The sequence below is a fragment of the Bradyrhizobium sp. CCBAU 53415 genome (genome assembly GCF_028128735.1).
Lineage (GTDB): Bacteria > Pseudomonadota > Alphaproteobacteria > Rhizobiales > Xanthobacteraceae > Bradyrhizobium.
Map to the genome: position 1 here is coordinate 590,602 of NZ_LBJF01000001.1, position 15,885 is coordinate 606,486.

The 15,885-nt window shown below is 58.4% G+C and carries 12 protein-coding genes; 5 read left to right on the forward strand and 7 right to left on the reverse strand.

Annotated elements, in window-relative coordinates; genetic code table 11:
• Positions 1-419 precede the first annotated feature (419 nt).
• The gene (locus tag XH87_RS02740; protein WP_271586069.1) at positions 420-1,127 is read right to left on the reverse strand and encodes a hypothetical protein; all 708 of its coding nucleotides are present in this window, start codon (positions 1,125-1,127) and stop codon (positions 420-422) included.
• A gap of 501 nt (positions 1,128-1,628) precedes the next feature.
• Between XH87_RS02740 and XH87_RS02745 the strand changes: the two genes are divergently transcribed.
• Entirely contained in the window at positions 1,629-1,772 is a 144-nt protein-coding gene (locus XH87_RS02745; protein ID WP_193374155.1) for a hypothetical protein, read from the forward strand.
• A 387-nt stretch (positions 1,773-2,159) separates the two neighbouring features.
• Positions 2,160-2,321 carry a hypothetical protein gene (locus XH87_RS02750; protein WP_271586070.1) on the forward strand — a complete coding sequence of 54 codons (162 nt, stop codon included), beginning with the start codon at positions 2,160-2,162 and terminating at the stop codon, positions 2,319-2,321.
• A gap of 939 nt (positions 2,322-3,260) precedes the next feature.
• Here the strand turns inward: XH87_RS02750 and XH87_RS02755 are convergent.
• Both XH87_RS02755 and XH87_RS02760 read right to left on the reverse strand, forming a co-directional pair.
• The gene (locus XH87_RS02755) at positions 3,261-3,419 is read right to left on the reverse strand and encodes a hypothetical protein (RefSeq protein WP_244429638.1); all 159 of its coding nucleotides are present in this window, start codon (positions 3,417-3,419) and stop codon (positions 3,261-3,263) included.
• 1,150 nt (positions 3,420-4,569) lie between these two features.
• Positions 4,570-4,794: a hypothetical protein gene (locus XH87_RS02760; protein WP_050991079.1), complete on the reverse strand. Its 225-nt coding sequence runs from the start codon at positions 4,792-4,794 to the stop codon at positions 4,570-4,572.
• A gap of 1,289 nt (positions 4,795-6,083) precedes the next feature.
• Here XH87_RS02760 and XH87_RS02770 point away from each other — a divergent pair.
• Complete coding sequence (locus XH87_RS02770) at positions 6,084-6,467, forward strand: hypothetical protein (protein ID WP_271586072.1); 384 nt, start codon at positions 6,084-6,086, stop codon at positions 6,465-6,467.
• A gap of 884 nt (positions 6,468-7,351) precedes the next feature.
• On the opposite strand, the gene XH87_RS02775 is transcribed toward XH87_RS02770, so the two are convergent.
• Positions 7,352-7,741 (reverse strand): H-NS histone family protein, encoded by a 390-nt coding sequence (locus XH87_RS02775; protein ID WP_035711021.1) that lies wholly within the window; start codon positions 7,739-7,741, stop codon positions 7,352-7,354.
• Between the two features lie 714 nt (positions 7,742-8,455).
• Here XH87_RS02775 and XH87_RS02780 point away from each other — a divergent pair.
• Complete coding sequence (locus tag XH87_RS02780) at positions 8,456-8,827, forward strand: H-NS histone family protein (protein WP_271586073.1); 372 nt, start codon at positions 8,456-8,458, stop codon at positions 8,825-8,827.
• A gap of 70 nt (positions 8,828-8,897) precedes the next feature.
• On the opposite strand, the gene XH87_RS02785 is transcribed toward XH87_RS02780, so the two are convergent.
• The 3 genes from XH87_RS02785 to XH87_RS02795 form a co-directional block, all read right to left on the reverse strand.
• Entirely contained in the window at positions 8,898-10,364 is a 1,467-nt protein-coding gene (locus XH87_RS02785) for an exopolysaccharide biosynthesis polyprenyl glycosylphosphotransferase (protein WP_271586074.1), read from the reverse strand.
• Between the two features lie 173 nt (positions 10,365-10,537).
• Positions 10,538-12,550, reverse strand: a complete 2,013-nt coding sequence (locus XH87_RS02790; protein ID WP_271586075.1) for a hypothetical protein — start codon at positions 12,548-12,550, stop codon at positions 10,538-10,540.
• A gap of 100 nt (positions 12,551-12,650) precedes the next feature.
• A complete protein-coding gene (locus XH87_RS02795; RefSeq protein ID WP_271586076.1) occupies positions 12,651-14,972 on the reverse strand; it encodes a Wzz/FepE/Etk N-terminal domain-containing protein in 2,322 nt (773 codons plus the stop codon).
• 342 nt (positions 14,973-15,314) lie between these two features.
• On the opposite strand from XH87_RS02795, the gene rfbC reads away from it, so the two are divergent.
• Positions 15,315-15,872: a dTDP-4-dehydrorhamnose 3,5-epimerase gene (gene rfbC, locus XH87_RS02800; protein ID WP_271586077.1), complete on the forward strand. Its 558-nt coding sequence runs from the start codon at positions 15,315-15,317 to the stop codon at positions 15,870-15,872.
• Positions 15,873-15,885: the final 13 nt, after the last annotated feature.

Below are 15,885 nucleotides of genomic sequence, written 5' to 3' on the forward strand. Positions count from 1 at the left end.
CATGTCGGCACCCTGCCGGGCTGGCTCGCCTGACAATGTGCAGCCTAACTCGGCGGTGAGACGGGTCGTGGTTTCAGGACAGCGCGGTCGCCCCGATTTTCGTTCGACGTTGCACCTCGAAATACAGCAACGAGTCGATCGCCTTCCCAAAGCTCAACGTCGTGCTCACCATGCATTTGCTCGGCCCGACGCCTCGCGGTCTGCTCGTCAATGCAGTCGAGCTTTGCGGCGCAGATCACTCGCCGGCTGCCATCCACCACGAACACTTTGTACCGCATGATGGTCGTCCCATTAAAAACGGGACCATCATCGTAATCGAATGTCCGTCTCAGGCAGTACCAAACTACGCGCAGACGCGCGGAACTTTGCACGTGTGACAATTCGGCTATACCGGCGGTCAGGCAGCCGGGTAGTGCGTTTCAGTGGCGTGGTCTTATCGTGTGCCAAAGCGTGCGGCTCGAGCCCAAGATCGAAAAGCCCCCCAGCGTCATCAGCAGCACACCCAACCAGGTTACCGTCCAACTGCGCTCCTCGTCGTGCGCCTCTGCAATGCGCGCGCCCACCGGGATCGCTGGAGGTGCGGGCGCAGCCGCGAGAAGCTGCTCGACATCGACTTGGCCCGGCGCGGAGGGCTCGGGCGTGAGCCGCCGGCTGTGAAGTTCGGCGACAGATGCCGCTGACGTCAGGGCGGCTCCCGCATCGCGTTCGGAAGCTGCATCGAATACCTTGATTTCGGGTACGGATGGCTGAGGCGGCTCGGCCGGCGCGGAGCGCAGCAACTCAGCACGCGCATCAACGACCGCGCTCCGCCTGCGCCGCGCGGTCTCGTTCTCGTCCACACGGGCGACGGGATCTTTGGTTGCGCGAGAACGAACGGGCTTCTTCACCGTCGCGACGCCCTCGGCCAGGAACCAGCACCTGCGATGACCGTCCATTCGATAGACCCAATGCTGGCCGTTGGGCGTCGAGTTGCCAGGTCGCCCCAGGCAGTCCGCTTGCGCTGGAGAGGTTCGAGCGGGTTCGCGGGGAGTGATATTGAACAACTCGGCCAAAGGGTTCGAGAGCGCAGGTGTCCCTGAGAGAACAAGAACCCAACCAGCGAAGCAAAATCGCAAATAACCGGACATCGAGAAACTCCCGGTGTTGCGCCCCCATCCGGCGCGAGCCTTCGCGGCGACATGGGCTCGCATGCGACTTAAATCTGGCAGCGTGATGGATTAATTGTGGTCTTGCCGTCCGAATTGATAGTGCCGCCCAGCACTTCTGGGTTCAACACGAGGCGGCGCGCTCGATTGATCGAACCACCGCTTTTCGCCGGTATCGATCCCGCCCGTGCACGCGACGCAGTCGCCCATTCGTTCGCTGTCGCTGCGGCAACTTCTGCAACTCATCATTGTGATGTGGATCGTACGAATCCACGCCCGGCCGGCGGAAACATGGTCAGGTCGCGGAAGATCGTCGCCACGTGAGGCGACCATTCGTGTGGGCGCCAATGCGGCCACAGGAAGTGGAATTCACAGATATCCGCTCCCCGCGGACTCGCAGGTAGTTGCCACTTCGCACGGCGTAGGCCCACCCTATACGCAACGTGATTCGGGAAGATGATAAATCTGGAGCAGTTCAAGGACATGTCCATTGATGAGCTGTGGGACCTCCACAGCGTCGTCGAAGCTATTCTTGCTGCGAGGCTCATCGCCAAGAAGGACGAGCTTGAAAAGCGTTTGGGACTACTCCACACGAAATCCCCGATCAGCCGTCAGTCAGAGCATTGATCCGCCGAGTGCTGCAAGATCGGTCTATATCCGCGCCGGGATAACGACGCCGCGCCCGCCGCGAGCTCTCGCAATGGGCATGGACCTCGAGGCATGGCCGGCGCGAAAGCTGCCGCATCCGCAGGGATGCGCCCAATTTAAATAATTAAATGCACGAAAGAACCATAATTAATATGGATTAATATTTAATATTGGATTATGATAAGTCAATTGTGCCGGACGAACGCACAAGGATCTCGGAAGAGACGACTCCAGCATCCCGCTTAAGCCCCAGGACGCAGGAGCCGTTTCTCCGAGTGCTCCGGTGAGAAGTGTCGGATTGAGCGTGCCCGCCTCGTTGGACGATGGGTTGAAGAAGCGAGGCTATCCCCTCGATTGTCGCTGGTCATGCAGAAGCAGATCGCAATTGCCCTTTGGTCGTTGGCCGCCGCAAGCGTGCTGGCTTTTATTTTCGCGGCGCTCGTCTCGGGCCGCGAGTTCCGTAGCTCCCACAAACGTGCGAGCACGGCAACAACTCAGATTTCAAGTTCGCTCGGCAGTGGCCTGTAACCGAGAGGTGCAGCATGGAGAAAGATCGCGATCATGCCGGGCAGGCTGCCGCGCGAAGATGGACGGTTGCTTGGTCGGCAGCTCCGAGCCTTCCACACAGCATCGTCGAGTACCATAGCGGCCGGTTGAACAAGCCGGCCTTGAGCACATCCCGAGGTGTCGACCCACGTTTCGAGCCGCCCGTTCGCATGCTCGCGAACGACAATGACGTTCCTGAGCCACTAGAGCCTTTCCCGGACGGCTGGTGGGCCTCATCGTGAGAACTTTCCTTTCGAAAGGTTGTCTCCGCCCCCATCAATTCCCTTCCGTTGGATGCGGCGCGTACCGGCTGTCAAGACGGCGCGGACCTGCCGGCGCGCAGGCCTTCGCTCGGGTGTCAGGGCTGCGATCGTCGTCCGAGATGCGCGGGGCCGCCGCGGCATCGATCAGAACCATTCACTTGACAATTGCAACGTAGCTAACGTGAAGGGTAATTGGGAATTTCGAGCCATCCAATCTGACACGGAGACTCTTGGGGTGATAACCGGCACCAATCAGCGTTCCGGTTTTGCCGCACAACCGCGGCCCGGCTGAAGGCTTCACCTCGATGCGAGAACCGATCGTAAATTCGCTCTCGATCGTACCCTCGATTGTAAGCGGCTTTTGCATCGCTTTCGTTTGCACCACATCGGAGCTCGTTCGGGTCCGCACCGCGGCCGAGAACAAGGGGCGCGGTATGGACATTGTCGTGACCGGTACAATTGCGAATACATCTCCCAATCGGAGTTTTGAGATCCGGGGCACCGGGCCGGAAAGACTTCGAATCGGAATCCCCCCGATCGGCGATCGGATGCCAGTTCATCTCTAGGAACTTTCAGCATAATAAATCGGATGGAAATTTAAATCTATATAATCCTAAAGCCCGGTCCAGCCGCAGGCGCGGGGCGAACGCAACGACCTTCAGTTGTTCGGCCTGGCTCTCCAGCCGTACTCCTGATGCTGGATCGTCGTAACCATATCGACGTCGTTGCCGGCCGACAGGCGCCAGGCCGCCACCCCGAAGCACAAGGTCAGGGTCAGGGTGAGGGCAAGCAGAAGCATGGAAAGGAAATGGCTCACGCGTGTGTACCCGCAAGATCCGAAACCACCAGCGAGAGCGAGCACAGAGACGCGATTCGGAAAATGCAGACGGTCTGACCCATCGACCGTTTTCCCCATCCGGAAACTGGCCAAGGGCGCTCACGAACCGTGATCGGGGCGGGCGCAACGACTGTCCGCCAAGCGGGCAGGTTGGACGACGACCCACTATCTGTGAAGGTATTTGGGAGGCTGGGGATGGGAGCAGAGGCGCGCCCCGCGGAGTCCGCTGGAATCTGCGGACGGTAAAAACAAACCAGGCAAAGTCGACGAGCGCTCGCCCGATGCAGAGATGCTGTCGCTGCCCCAATTGCGGGCCGCTAGACCTGTTGCCGGGTAATTGGAACTGAGGTTGGCGTGAGTGCCTTGAAGTCCAGCCTTTGGGACGGCGCCGGCCTGGTGCTCGGCGGGCGAGGCACCAGGCCTCGAGCGCCATCATCGAGCCCTGCTGATCGCGAAGTGTGAAATAGGCCATTTCCACAATCGCGGAACGGGAATATCATGGGGGCTTAATTCATGTTGTTTATTATATTGTGAGGGGCCAATGGATGCTTATAGCGCGCGTCTCCAGCGGGTGTCTTTGGAAGGTCAGAAGCTGAAAGATATAATGCTGGAGATCCAGCGGCTACGCAGGCTTATCAACCTGGCAGAGGCTGAAGTAAGAGGCAGACGACAGAACGGCCGCCCCGCAAGAAGGAACAACCTCAGGCTCGTCATAGACACCAGCGTCTCAACAAGCGTCAATTCTCACTGACCTCTTTTCGAGGGGGATTCCGATGAGACTAGCTCTGCCTTATACCGGCCTTGCTGTTTGTCTCGCTGTCGCGGTCTGGCTTACCTTGGTTCACATTCTCTAGGGCGATCAAAACAGGTGCTCCGCCAAAAGCCTCTGCGGCGACGAGCCGAGGCTTGGCCGAGGGGCCGTGACGAGCAACGATGGCGGGGTGCACGACCATTCGTCGTTTTGCATCAGTGCGTTTCGGCTCTCGCCTCCGGGCTTGCAGCGCTCGAGAACCTGCGGAGCCGGGTGTCAGGGGTCAAGGAGAGCAAAGCGGCAAGATGCCAGCGGAGCCCGATCCTCCATGAGACGCCTCGTTGGCTATCCATCTGGCAAAGGGCGATCAACGAAGCGCTACGCAGTGATGGGCGCGCTCGATCCGGCGGTATTCAGATTGTCTTCGATTGGCGGCAGCGAGGAGTCAGCCGTGCATCGTTCGACATGCCGACGAAGGGTGTCATTGGCCAAGTGCTCCCAGAACTCAGCCTCGGCGAGAAGCCTCCAGCTTCGATCAGGATAGTGCGCAGAAGTCTGTCGGCACAACAGCGCCATCGCGCGCAAGCGGCGTACGGTCTCCATCCACTCCTCCCATTTATTCTCTCAAGCTTATTTTCCGATTTGCTTGGGAGTAATTATTATTATGTCGAATAATCAATTTTTGAGCGGCCCGCTTCGGCGGGCAGGCAGCTTGCGTTTTTGTTTTCAGATCGTCCATCGCATGCGCGACTGCCCGGCTCCGTTGCACCGACGCCTTGATAAACGAGATGCGCAGGACCAGAAGGACAAGTCCAGTCCAGGTGGAATACATGATCGGCAGCGGTGTGTCGCCGGCGGTCGTGTGGCTCGGTAGAGCAATGGCATCCGGAACGCCGCGCTAGGATTGGATCCGCGTGCGGTAATTCGTCCCGGACCGGGGCCTTCGCGTCCGCGACGCCGAGCCCGATCTCCGTCTTTTCCTGGAGCTTCGCGCTTCCGCCCTTCGTACTCTCTCTCGAAGCCCTTCCAACTGAGCAAGCAGGCTAACGAGTGCGACTGCTGTGTGACGCAGAACAGCCAAGCGGCTGCAAACCCCACTACTCACTACGGTACCCCCCAAACGTCCTTGCTGGATCCGCAACGGGAACCTTGACTTGTGATGACGTGCGAGCGTGACATCTAAGAGCGCGATGCGACCAGGATGGATCGTCATCGCGCTTTTGGTTGTTGTTCAGGCATGATCTCCGCGCAAAACGCGTTCCGTGTTTGTCGCGAGGGAAAGCCGCTGCGCACTTGACCCTGATCATGCTTTGACTCGGTAGAACTAGCCGAGGGATCGTCAGACCGTCAGTTCGCTTTACGACAATACGTGGAGATATTTTCGAACGTCTCTTCGAAGACCTTCTTCAAGACAACCATTTGATGAATGCATGCGGCATGACACGGGTGAGGACTGATAGCTCCATCATCAGGGATCTCGCGAGGCTGGGCTCACATCGAGCCGGTGCCTGTCGGCAGCAACGCCGCTCCAGCCGAATTCAGCAAGCGTGGTGCCAGATAAGAGCGTCCGCCCCAACTCGCGCGCTGCCACTCAGTTCGACCGGACGACCGATTCCTCCACCCAGGCCTCGCGAGCGAACCAGTGGTGATTGGCACGACAGTCCGGGCAATGAGTATTGCCATAAAACACAACGCTCCGCAGGAAAGTCTCACGGTCGGACGTGATACCGGTGGGAATCACGCGACCAGTCTGCGGGCATTTGACCATCACCATACCCAAATGAACCTCCCTTGAAAACTTCATTCGTTGTTGAAGCGAAGAGAACCAGCCGGCTGGAGTGCGTCGTCGTCAGTGCGGGTTACTTGGGGGGGCATCGCGCACCGAGGGTCGATTGGTCGAGCAAAGGGCGGCGTGCTCGCGACGGCGCTTCTCCAACCGGTCGGATCGCTGCCTGAGCGATTCCCTGGATGCTGCCGGACTTCGGCTCGGCAGCGTGAGTATCGATTATGCGACCGCGCTCGGCAGCTCCTTGGGTGCCATTGAAAGCGGGCCGATCCGAACAGGTGCAGAATTGTGCCTCGCGACGAAAACGATCGTGCTGCCCATGATGGGCCAATCGGCTAACTCGATCACTGGCTTCGCTCCCCGTTCATCACTAGTTGAATGTTCGTTGTCGAAGTTAATGTGCAAATTGAATCTGGCGCTGTCAGTCTGGTTTGCGACTCTCGGGCGGTTTTATTTCTTCGCGGTCATTCATCCGGGGCAGTGCAACTGAAGACGTGCCGGGCCGCAGCAAGGCCTCGTTCGGTGACCCTGCCCCCTGCCATCGCTTCGATGCGTGGTGCCTTCTTGGTATCCGAATGGCCGCATTCGGTTCGAACGCGAAACGGGTTTTTATTATATGGCGAGGATATAAAATATGTTGTTAATTGTCGGTGATGACGTAAGCTAATTCTTTAGAATTTTTCGGTCGGAGGAGACGATGTGGGAATCAATTCATAAGCACAACTCCGCCTCGGCTGCACAGCAGTTGGCCCAAATGCGCGCGGAATTAGCGAGCATACTGGAAAAGGAACGCGTTCTGAGGGAGCGGAGTGCTGATCGAGAAATTTACCGGTATTTACTGGAAGCTCGCCGGCCGGTCGCGCGGCCGAGCTTTCTGGGAGAACAGGTTCTGAACATCTCTCCGACTGTAGCAGGCGAGGGCAGTCAACTGGCGGCGTAACAGGGATCTCATTGCCATTCTGAACGGAGGCTGCCGGGGCATCTTCGCCCGCTGATGCGGATTTGCATCGCTACAGTACGGTGGTCTCGACGGCGTTCCGGTGCGGTTGGTCCCATTCCGGATGCGCGGAGCCAATTCTTCTTTTGCAGGCTGGATCGTCTTTCTGAACGGGGCCCGCGCCGTTTGGGCGGGGGAGCGTGTACGTCCCGACGCCCACCGAGCGTGCCCGCTCATCCATGACCGGTCTCCAGATTATGGCCATTGGCTCGGCGACTTCGATCTTCGGCATCTCGTCGAGTTGCGCGACCTGGGGAATTCCATCGGGGCCTGGATTGGAAGGAGCTTGCCCCCCATGTCTGGGGTGGCACCAGCGACGGTCACAGGAGCGTTGGGCCGGCATTTCAGGCAACCGGCGTCTCTGCAGTTGCGCAGAGCTAGGAATGCCCTCGACCGCCAGCATTCCGCTCGGACGATTCGTCGTTCTCGCGAATCCTGAACTCGTCGAGCGTGTGCCCTGATTGGAGCGCGGCAACCAACCAGCGAGGCTGTTTACCACGTCCCGACCAAGTCTCCGTCGGCTGGAGTGGATTGAAGTATTTGGGCACGACCTTCGGGTATTTGCGACGCGGCGGGTGGCCCGTTCCGGTCTCGGCGGCGCCGCTTTCAGCTTCGGCGAACTGCTCCGGCTGGTTGAGTTGCGCAAGGCGCTTTTCGAGTTCCCGCTTCTCGGCCGTGATCTTCTCGGCAAGTATCTTCGTCAGCTCCTCGTGGAGGAGCCAAAGTTCTTCAAAATCCATGGCTTCGAGATCTTGCCGATGCAGCATTCTCGTCACCGTTTGCCTGACGCCCGACTCATCGTCCCGACCTTTCGAGTGTCCCTTGTTCGAGTGGCGAATGAAACGATGGACCGAAGTCAGCGCTTCAATTGACGCGGTAATAAATAAACAGTATACTATTTAATAATTATTGCGAGGATTATTTATTAATTAGCCAAACGAAAATGATTGCAGGTAGATAGATCAAAATGGATGTTGTCGATTATCCTCTCAGGCGTCTCGCGAGTTCGATCAGCCGGTTTGTCGTTCCGTCTGCTGCATTGGCCGACGTTCGGGCTTTGAAAGAACAAATTGAGCTTCGACGGCGTGCACTCTGCGACATCGAAGCCATTCGCTTTCAGTTGCTGCGAACGGAAGGGCGCATCACAATAAGTTTCCCCAGGAGAGGGAAAGGCCGCCGGGTACGCTCGTTGAGAGTGCGGCATCGGTAGATTGAACTTACGGCCGCGCAATTCATCTCTTCATTTTTAGAATGATCGCTTGTGTGCGGACGGGTCTGCACGTCTGGCGACGCCATCTCACTCTCCTGCAGTTAAATGTCGCGGGATAATCTATTTTTTCGTCTTGATCGGCGCCGGTTACTTAGTTAAGTGGAACACGATTTCGGGTCGGTTCCATACATTTTTTTCCAGGAAAACTGACGCTCGGACTTGATAAATCAGCCGAGGAAGTATCAGATGGGCGCAATTATAGGATGCTAACATGACGACTAGGAAGCTTGAACTAGAAGCAATGTCCCTTGACGATCTTTGGTCGCTTCATGAGGAAATCAGCGCAATTTTATCAGCCCGGATTAAGGCTGAAAAGCAGGAACTGGAGAAGCGGCTGGCGGTGCTCGGGGGCGGAATGGGCGCTTTGGCCAATTCTTCGACGGGACCGGAGATGTCGCGCACCGGAAAGCCCCGGCGCAATTATCCGCGAGTGCTTCCGAAATACCGGAATCCTCAGACGTCCGAAACCTGGTCGGGTCGGGGAAAGCGGCCACGATGGCTGGTCGCGGCCATAAAGTCTGGCCGCAAGATCGAGGAATTCCGATTGGGCGAAGCAAATTCGAGGGTTCGGCAGCGGGCGTGATTTGATCCGATTGCGCCGTTCGGTTCACGTGGCTGAGAAGCGACTACCGGGCCGCCAGGAGTAATGCAACTCAACAGGCATTGCGGCCCCGCAAAACCTCAAGGGGAGTCCGGAGCAGGATCTCGAGATCAAGCCGAAGACTCCAATTGTCGATATACCAGAGATCGTACTCCACACGTCTCTCAACCGTGGTCGCCGTCGGCGTTGGTCCTCGGCAGCCATGGATTTGAGCCCATCCTGTCAATCCCGGTTTCACTCGGCGTCGGAAGGCGTACTTTCGGACGAGCTTGTCGAACTGTCCGTCATGGATCACGGCATGGGGGCGTGGGCCTACCAGCGACATGCTCCCGTCGAGGACATTCAGCAATTGCGGCAACTCGTCGAAGCTCGTTCGCCGCAACCATCTGCCGACCCTGGTGATGCGCGGGTCGAGAGGTGTAGCCTGAACGACGACAGGCCCATTCTCGAGCACATGCATTGTTCGAAACTTGCGGATGGAGAATATTCGGCCGTTGAAGCCACATCGCTGTTGCTTGAAAAGAATCGGGCCGGGGGAATCCAACCTGATTGCGACGGCAGCGATCGCGAGAAATGGTGCGCAGACCGTCAAGGCAAGTCCTGCACCGATGATGTCGAGCGTTCGCTTGCTTGCGCGCTCGATTGCGGTGAGGGAGCCGGGCTGGATCTCCACGCAAGCGGCACTTCCCAAGCTCCGTGTCGGATGTCGAAGCAGTTCGGAAGCAGCGCCAACCGGGATGAACACGATCGGGAATGGTAGTACCCTCAGGTCGGAGATGAAGGCACGAAGGTCGGCCCATCGTTCCGGCTTGGCCTCCAGCACGATTTTGTCCACTTCGGAATTACGAATGTGCTCAATGACGCGGGAGCTGATTCGTTTTCTGGAACCAGGGTCCGAGCCGACCGCAGGCAAGCCAAAGCGGCCCTTAACGCAATAGCCGAGCGCCGAAAGAGTCTCCGACAGACCAGCATGAGTCGAAGACGGCTGATCGGTGAGCAGGACGAGATTCGTCCGAGCGAACCTTCTGCCACTGAAGCATTTTATCAGCAGTGTTCTGGTGACGCACCGTTGCGCAATCAAGGATGCCAGGCCGAGCGCGGCAAACAGGAGGCCGGAACCTCGGAAGAAGTGTGAATTGTCATTGAGCATTTCCACAGCGGCGGCCAGGACGTGCAACAGGATCCACGTGAGGCAAATCGCGCGAACTTGGCTTCGGAGTACGAGGAGTTCGGTTGGCCGATACAGTCCCCTGCCTTTCAGAATGTAGACAAAGGATACCGATGCTGCCGCTGCGTAGGCGAATGCCTGGGTTAGGCCGCCTGGTGTCGGGCTGGCGGCTGACAGAAGCGCCGACAGGAAGCCGGCGAACAGAATGGTCGCGATATCGGCGCAGATCGCTACGATTTCGATCGAGTCGTACCGGACTGGCCATTTGCCTTCGTCGGCAATGGACGAGGGTGGGTTGACGAGAGTCAGATCGCTCTCATGGTCGCCGATATGCCGATTGATGAAATTCATAGCTGATCTACAGAGAGCGCAGTCGGTCTGAAATTAATATACCATAAACTAATTCATGTTAATCAAATTAATTCGTATGAATAAATGAATTTAATTGGCGTCGTTAAAGTGACCGCGACATCGGATCGGGGTCGATCTGGACGCGACCGTCGGGCGGCACGCTGCCGTAAAGGCTATGGGCCTCTCGATCGCAACTTCTGGACGTACCCCGGGTCGAGCTCCGAAATCGAGCTCTCGGCAAACGCCCTGCCGTCAGCCGATGCCGACTGGTATGCGGCGGCGATGGCTGGCCGGAGCGCAAGCCGGCCGGTAACGGCAACTTTGAGGTCGTGCCGGATGAGATCTCGAAGCTCGGGTTCCTTGATTGCAGTATCTGTGCCGAGAGCAACGGAAAGCCGCAACGGAATGAGATCCAGCGCGTTTGGTGCGGTGTAGTAGGACATCTTGAGCAAGCTTGTCGCGTCAAGTGTCGCCGCGTGCTGCTTCGACAGCGCTGCAAGCATCAGCCAAATGTCGCCTCGAAGGGGCGAGTATTTCAGCACTGCAGCAAGAGCACCCAAGTCCGTGGATTGGCCGATGGTCTGCGGATCTGTGGCCCTGTCAGACTTGAGGCGCGCAGTTGCAGTGAATCCGGAGGTCGTCGTGACAGTCTCGCGCTTGGATTGGAGCGCTGAGATCCAGGCTTCGTTCGAACCGGCAACCGGTATAATTGAACGGCGATCACCAAAAGGCCAGCTTTGCGAGAGCATCCAGGCGGCTTGCGCAGCCAACAGCAGCCCGATCATTGTCAGGGCAACGCGGGTCAGAGTCCACGGGGAAGCGAAGATGGCCGACGGAATTCGTCGCGCCGCCGTGGTTCGGTCGCCGGCTGCCTGCCTGAGCTGCCGCAACTCGATGGACTCCGCATCGCGAACTGTACTGGACAGGCTTTGGGCAAAAGCTAGGCCGTAAACCGCCGCGATCAGCAGCGAAGCGTATAGATCGAAAAGGCCGTTTTCGGCAAAGGCGAGTATCGTCAACGAAACGGAAGCGCCTGCGCCAAGGGCTGGGTATAGGTAAGCGTGTTTGCGAGACAAGGCGCGCCCGAACAGGATGCAGGTGCTGATGATGGCGACTATCAACAGGCCGCAGAGGAACGTGCGTCCCATTTCGACAGCGATCTCCGCGGCGGCGGTCGGCCGTTCGTGCATTGCGAGCATGCCAAAGTCCCCATAAATCGGCAGAAGCGCAACAAACGTGCCTGCACCGGTCCCGATCGGGTGAATGTCCTGCAGCATCCGCTCGGTTGCTGCCCGGGTTTGCGTCGACAAGGCCATCGTCAGGTCGGCATTCCGATTGATCGGGATGAAGGCGAAGCTGGAGACGAACAACATGGCTGCGGTCGCGAAAACGCCGGCTCTGCCCCACAGGCCAAAGAACCATCTGCGAATAGCGACCACCGTGAGGATGGTGGTCGCTCCGAGCAGAACCGCAATCAGCGCGGTGGAGCCGCTACAAAGCACGACTGCCGCAAGGGAGACGATCAACGATAGAATTGCGCAGATAAGAATGGCGAGCGGCCCCGCTGGCAAGCGAGGAGGCCGTCTGGGCTGCCACAACTGGTCGACCGCACGGATAGCCATCGCAGTGGAGAGAAGGACACCAAGCGCCGCCGCGGTCGAGCCTGTCGAGACGTGTTCGGCGGGCAGGGAACCACTCTGGTCGCTCTTTCTCCATATCGAAAATATGCCGATCGCGGCGGTGACCGATGCGAGGACGTAGAGGACCTGCGCGGCGCGCTGCCTGTCCAGAGCAACGACTGCGGTGACCAGGGCGGAAGCGAGGACAACGTTGTAGTGTGAAAGCGCCAGTATCGTCTCGCGTACGTCAACCGAGAACCTCTCTTCGAGAGGTTGTTCCAGGGCCGCCGACGCTGTCGCCCAGATCTGATTTCCGAGACCGCGGAGCGGGATCGGGACAACCTGCAAGGCGATCCAAAGCACCGGTGCGGCGAGAGCCAGAATGAAGAGGGGCCGCAGAAGCTTGGCGAATCCGGCGAGGGTCGACGACGTGGAAAAGAGGCCGACGGCCAGCATAGCGGCCGCAAGGACGGCCGATAGCACCGCTGGACCCGGTAGGTCCTCGATCACGGCGAAAGCCGCAGCAATGGCCGCAGGAACAGCGAGCATCGTGGACTGGATAACCATTTTACACCATCTCTGACTCTGACCCGCCCAAGAACGGAGAGCATGTTGCAGAAGGCGCTGACTCCATCGTTAGGCCCGACGTATGCCAGAGAAAGTCATCCTAAGAGTCCGACAAGCCATATCTGATGTAGTGGCTGTCATCGTAGTAATCACTTCGGTGAGCGTCGTACCGTGCCATCGACCTCATATCAGTCTTGTTAAGGACGACGCCGATCAAGGAATCGGAGATGGTCGGCGCGGTATGCAAGGCATGTTGGACCACATCGATTTTCGTGTGTCCCCATTCGACGACAAGAACGTAGCAGTCGATCAGCGGCGCAGTGACGCGCACATCCACCAGAGGCGAGAGTGGGGGGAAATCCACAATGACGTAGTCATAGGTCTGACGCAAACTGTCGAACAGCTTGCTTATGTTCTGGGCGGAAAGGATCTCGCTCGTGTGAAGCAGGGGTCCGCGCCGGACGGCCGGCAAGAATGCGAGATTGGTTCTGGGATCGTGCCACAGCGCCTCTTCGAGGGAACGCTTTCCGTTTGCCACCTCGAGCAATCCGAATGCAGCTTTCGGAGCCATGGCCGCGGAAAGTGAAGGGTTTCTAAGATCGCAATCGACTACAATAGCCCGTTTTCCGCTATGTCCGATGAGGTGAGCGAGAGAGGCTGCAACCGTCGTCTTGCCCTCATTTGGCAGTGCCGACGTGATTCCGATCACCTGGTTGGAGGCCTTCGCGGGGGTGTGGTCAATAGCAAGCTTGATCGAACGGATGGCTTCCGTGAAGCGGGAGAGCGGCATTCCGACGACAGCTCTATGAAGGGTCGGGACGTTCGAAATCGTGCGTGATCGCAGATCTTCCTCCGATTGCTGCGACCGGACGGTCGACTTCTGCGCCTTGGGCGGCGACAGCAAGGGGACCAGCGACAGGCACGGCAGCTCCAGTGCGGTCTCCACCTGCGAAGAGGTGCGAAAAACTCTGTCCATGACGTCTCTCAGAAGGGCCAGGCCGATCCCGAGTGCGAGTCCGGCGGCCAGGCCGAAGCCCAGCACCAGGTTTGCCTTGGGCTTGCTCTTGCGCTCTGGCGGAAAGGCGGGAAAGATCACCCGTGCTTCCGCAATCGGGAATGTCTCCTGCTGAGTCGCCCCCATGGAGTGCTGCAGAAACGCCTCATGCATGGCGCGCAGACTCTTCGCTCGGCTTTCCAGGTCCCGGATGGTCAGTTCTGCGGAGTTCGTCAGACGTGATTGCGAGACGGCCCGAGCAAGTTGCTTCTCGAGCTCCTGCTGCCGCTGTCGGGCAGCTTCCAGTTCGTTCTTGCTGGCTTCGGCGAGCCTCTTGACCTCTTCGAGGATGGATGTGCGAATGTCACGGATCCGGGACCGCAGGTTGACAACCGCCAAATGATCCCGGCCGAACCGGTTCGACCAATCGGCCTCGCGACGCGACAATTCGAGATACTGCTGGCGCAGCGTAGTGATGATCGAGCTCTGGAGCACATCGGCGCTCGCCGCGTCAGGAGCGCTGATGGTGGATGAGCCGGCTGCGTTGGCGCGCAGAATCGCGTCGTAGCGGTTGAACTTGACCTGCGCATCGGAGGTCTGGGTTCGGGCGGCTACCACTCGGGCGTTGAGATCGTTGACGGGCTGATCGTCAATCGATTTTCCGCCGGTCGATACGATGTTGTTCTGGGACTTATATGCGCTCACGGCGCGTTCGGCCGTCAGTGCTTGCTCATTGAGGTTCTGGAGACGTTCCTGCAACCAACTGGCTGCCGTTCGCGTGGCCTCGAATTTGGCATTCATCTGGTCGTTGATGTACGCATTGGCGACGGCATTGGCGATCTCCGCCGCGCGATCCGCATTGCTCGAACTGTAGCTGACCTCGATGATCTTGCTATATCCGATCCGGTACGCGGCGAGCCTATTCATCAACGCGGCAACCGCGCCTTCCTTGAGCGTGTCAGCCTTCGAATCGTGCTCTGGCTGCTGGCCGCGGTTTCGAATGCGCTGCAGCAGCGAGCTGAACGACCACCGCGAACCGGTGAGGTCTGGATCGTTGGCGAGATCCAGCTTCGTTATGACTGACGCTGCAATTCCCCGCGACCTTATCATTTGCAGCTGCGTTTCGATCTGGGTCGCGTCGACGACGGGCTCCGGAAGAAGTGACTGTTGCTGAACGAATTGAGCCCGGGGATTCGACAGCAGGATTTGTACCTGAGCGGTGTAGGTGGGGGGCGCGAACCGCAGGTAGAGCAGTGCAGCAGCGAATACGAGAGCCGCGGTGACGATGATCATGAGATATCGGCGTCTCAAGAAGACGATCACGAACTTGACGAGATCGCCGATTCCCCCGCCGTTGATTTGGTTCGACTGGGCCTGGCCGCCCAGAGTCAAACGTGTTCTGTCGGTCTGTAGATTGCTCTGAAGCATCGGGTACCTGTCTGGTCGCGGGGCGCGTCGAATTGGCCGCCCGCATGCGCGAGCGTTTTGGTTCGCGATTTATTAATTGAATATATATGAGAAAAATCTGATTGCCAAATTAAATGTTATTCGAGTATTAATTTGACGGTCGTCGCGGGAGGGCGGTTTTGCCAGCCTCGCCGGCGCAGTTCTTGCGCCGGAAGGCACCCGCTGGATGTAATTAAATTAGGTCTGAATTCTTTTGTTAATGCGTGGTCCGTCGAAGCTCATGGTGAATGTGAGAAGCGTGCCGGGCCTATCCGATCATTCAACGACGGACGAGCGCTTGAATGGGTGCCGGAGGACGTTTCCATGCTGGAAGTACGGTGTTTGGATATCCCGGATATTAAAATGATTCATACGGATCGACATTCCGACGCTAGGGGATACTTCTGTGAGACGTTTCAGCGATCTGCGTTCGCAGAAAAAGGCATTCTCGTCGATTTCGTTCAGGACAATCAATCCAGCTCGGCCAAGGCCGGGACAGTCCGGGGCTTGCACTTCCAGCGACCGCCGTTCGCCCAGGCCAAGCTGATACGCGTGCTGAGCGGCGCGATTCTCGATGTCGTGGTCGATCTTCGGCGTTCGTCGGCGACCTTCGGAAAGCATGTAGCCGTCAAGCTGGACAGCCAGACGGGCGAGCAACTGCTTGTCCCGAAAGGCTTTGCGCACGGTTTCTGCACGCTGCAACCCGAGACCGTCGTGTTCTACAAGGTCGACCAAGTCTACGCACCAAGCCATGACGCGGGGCTCTATTGGGCCGATCCGGCACTCGAGATCGATTGGCCGGTAACGACAGATGAAGCCCAGGTGTCGCCAAAAGACAGGTCGCTGCCCGGGTTGGATCAGCTTGCAGCCGTTTTTGAGTGACGGAGAGCGGTCG

What these genes read in the sequence shown, in the direction of transcription:
- XH87_RS02745 (WP_193374155.1), top strand. Translation starts at nt 1,629, where the DNA reads ATGTCCATTGATGAGCTGTGGGACCTCCACAGCGTCGTCGAAGCTATT.
- XH87_RS02785 (WP_271586074.1), bottom strand. Translation starts at nt 10,364, where the DNA reads ATGAATTTCATCAATCGGCATATCGGCGACCATGAGAGCGATCTGACT.
- XH87_RS02795 (WP_271586076.1), bottom strand. Translation starts at nt 14,972, where the DNA reads ATGCTTCAGAGCAATCTACAGACCGACAGAACACGTTTGACTCTGGGC.
- XH87_RS02750 (WP_271586070.1), top strand. Translation starts at nt 2,160, where the DNA reads ATGCAGAAGCAGATCGCAATTGCCCTTTGGTCGTTGGCCGCCGCAAGC.
- XH87_RS02780 (WP_271586073.1), top strand. Translation starts at nt 8,456, where the DNA reads ATGACGACTAGGAAGCTTGAACTAGAAGCAATGTCCCTTGACGATCTT.
- XH87_RS02790 (WP_271586075.1), bottom strand. Translation starts at nt 12,550, where the DNA reads ATGGTTATCCAGTCCACGATGCTCGCTGTTCCTGCGGCCATTGCTGCG.
- XH87_RS02740 (WP_271586069.1), bottom strand. Translation starts at nt 1,127, where the DNA reads ATGTCCGGTTATTTGCGATTTTGCTTCGCTGGTTGGGTTCTTGTTCTC.
- rfbC (WP_271586077.1), top strand. Translation starts at nt 15,315, where the DNA reads ATGCTGGAAGTACGGTGTTTGGATATCCCGGATATTAAAATGATTCAT.
- XH87_RS02760 (WP_050991079.1), bottom strand. Translation starts at nt 4,794, where the DNA reads ATGGAGACCGTACGCCGCTTGCGCGCGATGGCGCTGTTGTGCCGACAG.
- XH87_RS02775 (WP_035711021.1), bottom strand. Translation starts at nt 7,741, where the DNA reads ATGCTGCATCGGCAAGATCTCGAAGCCATGGATTTTGAAGAACTTTGG.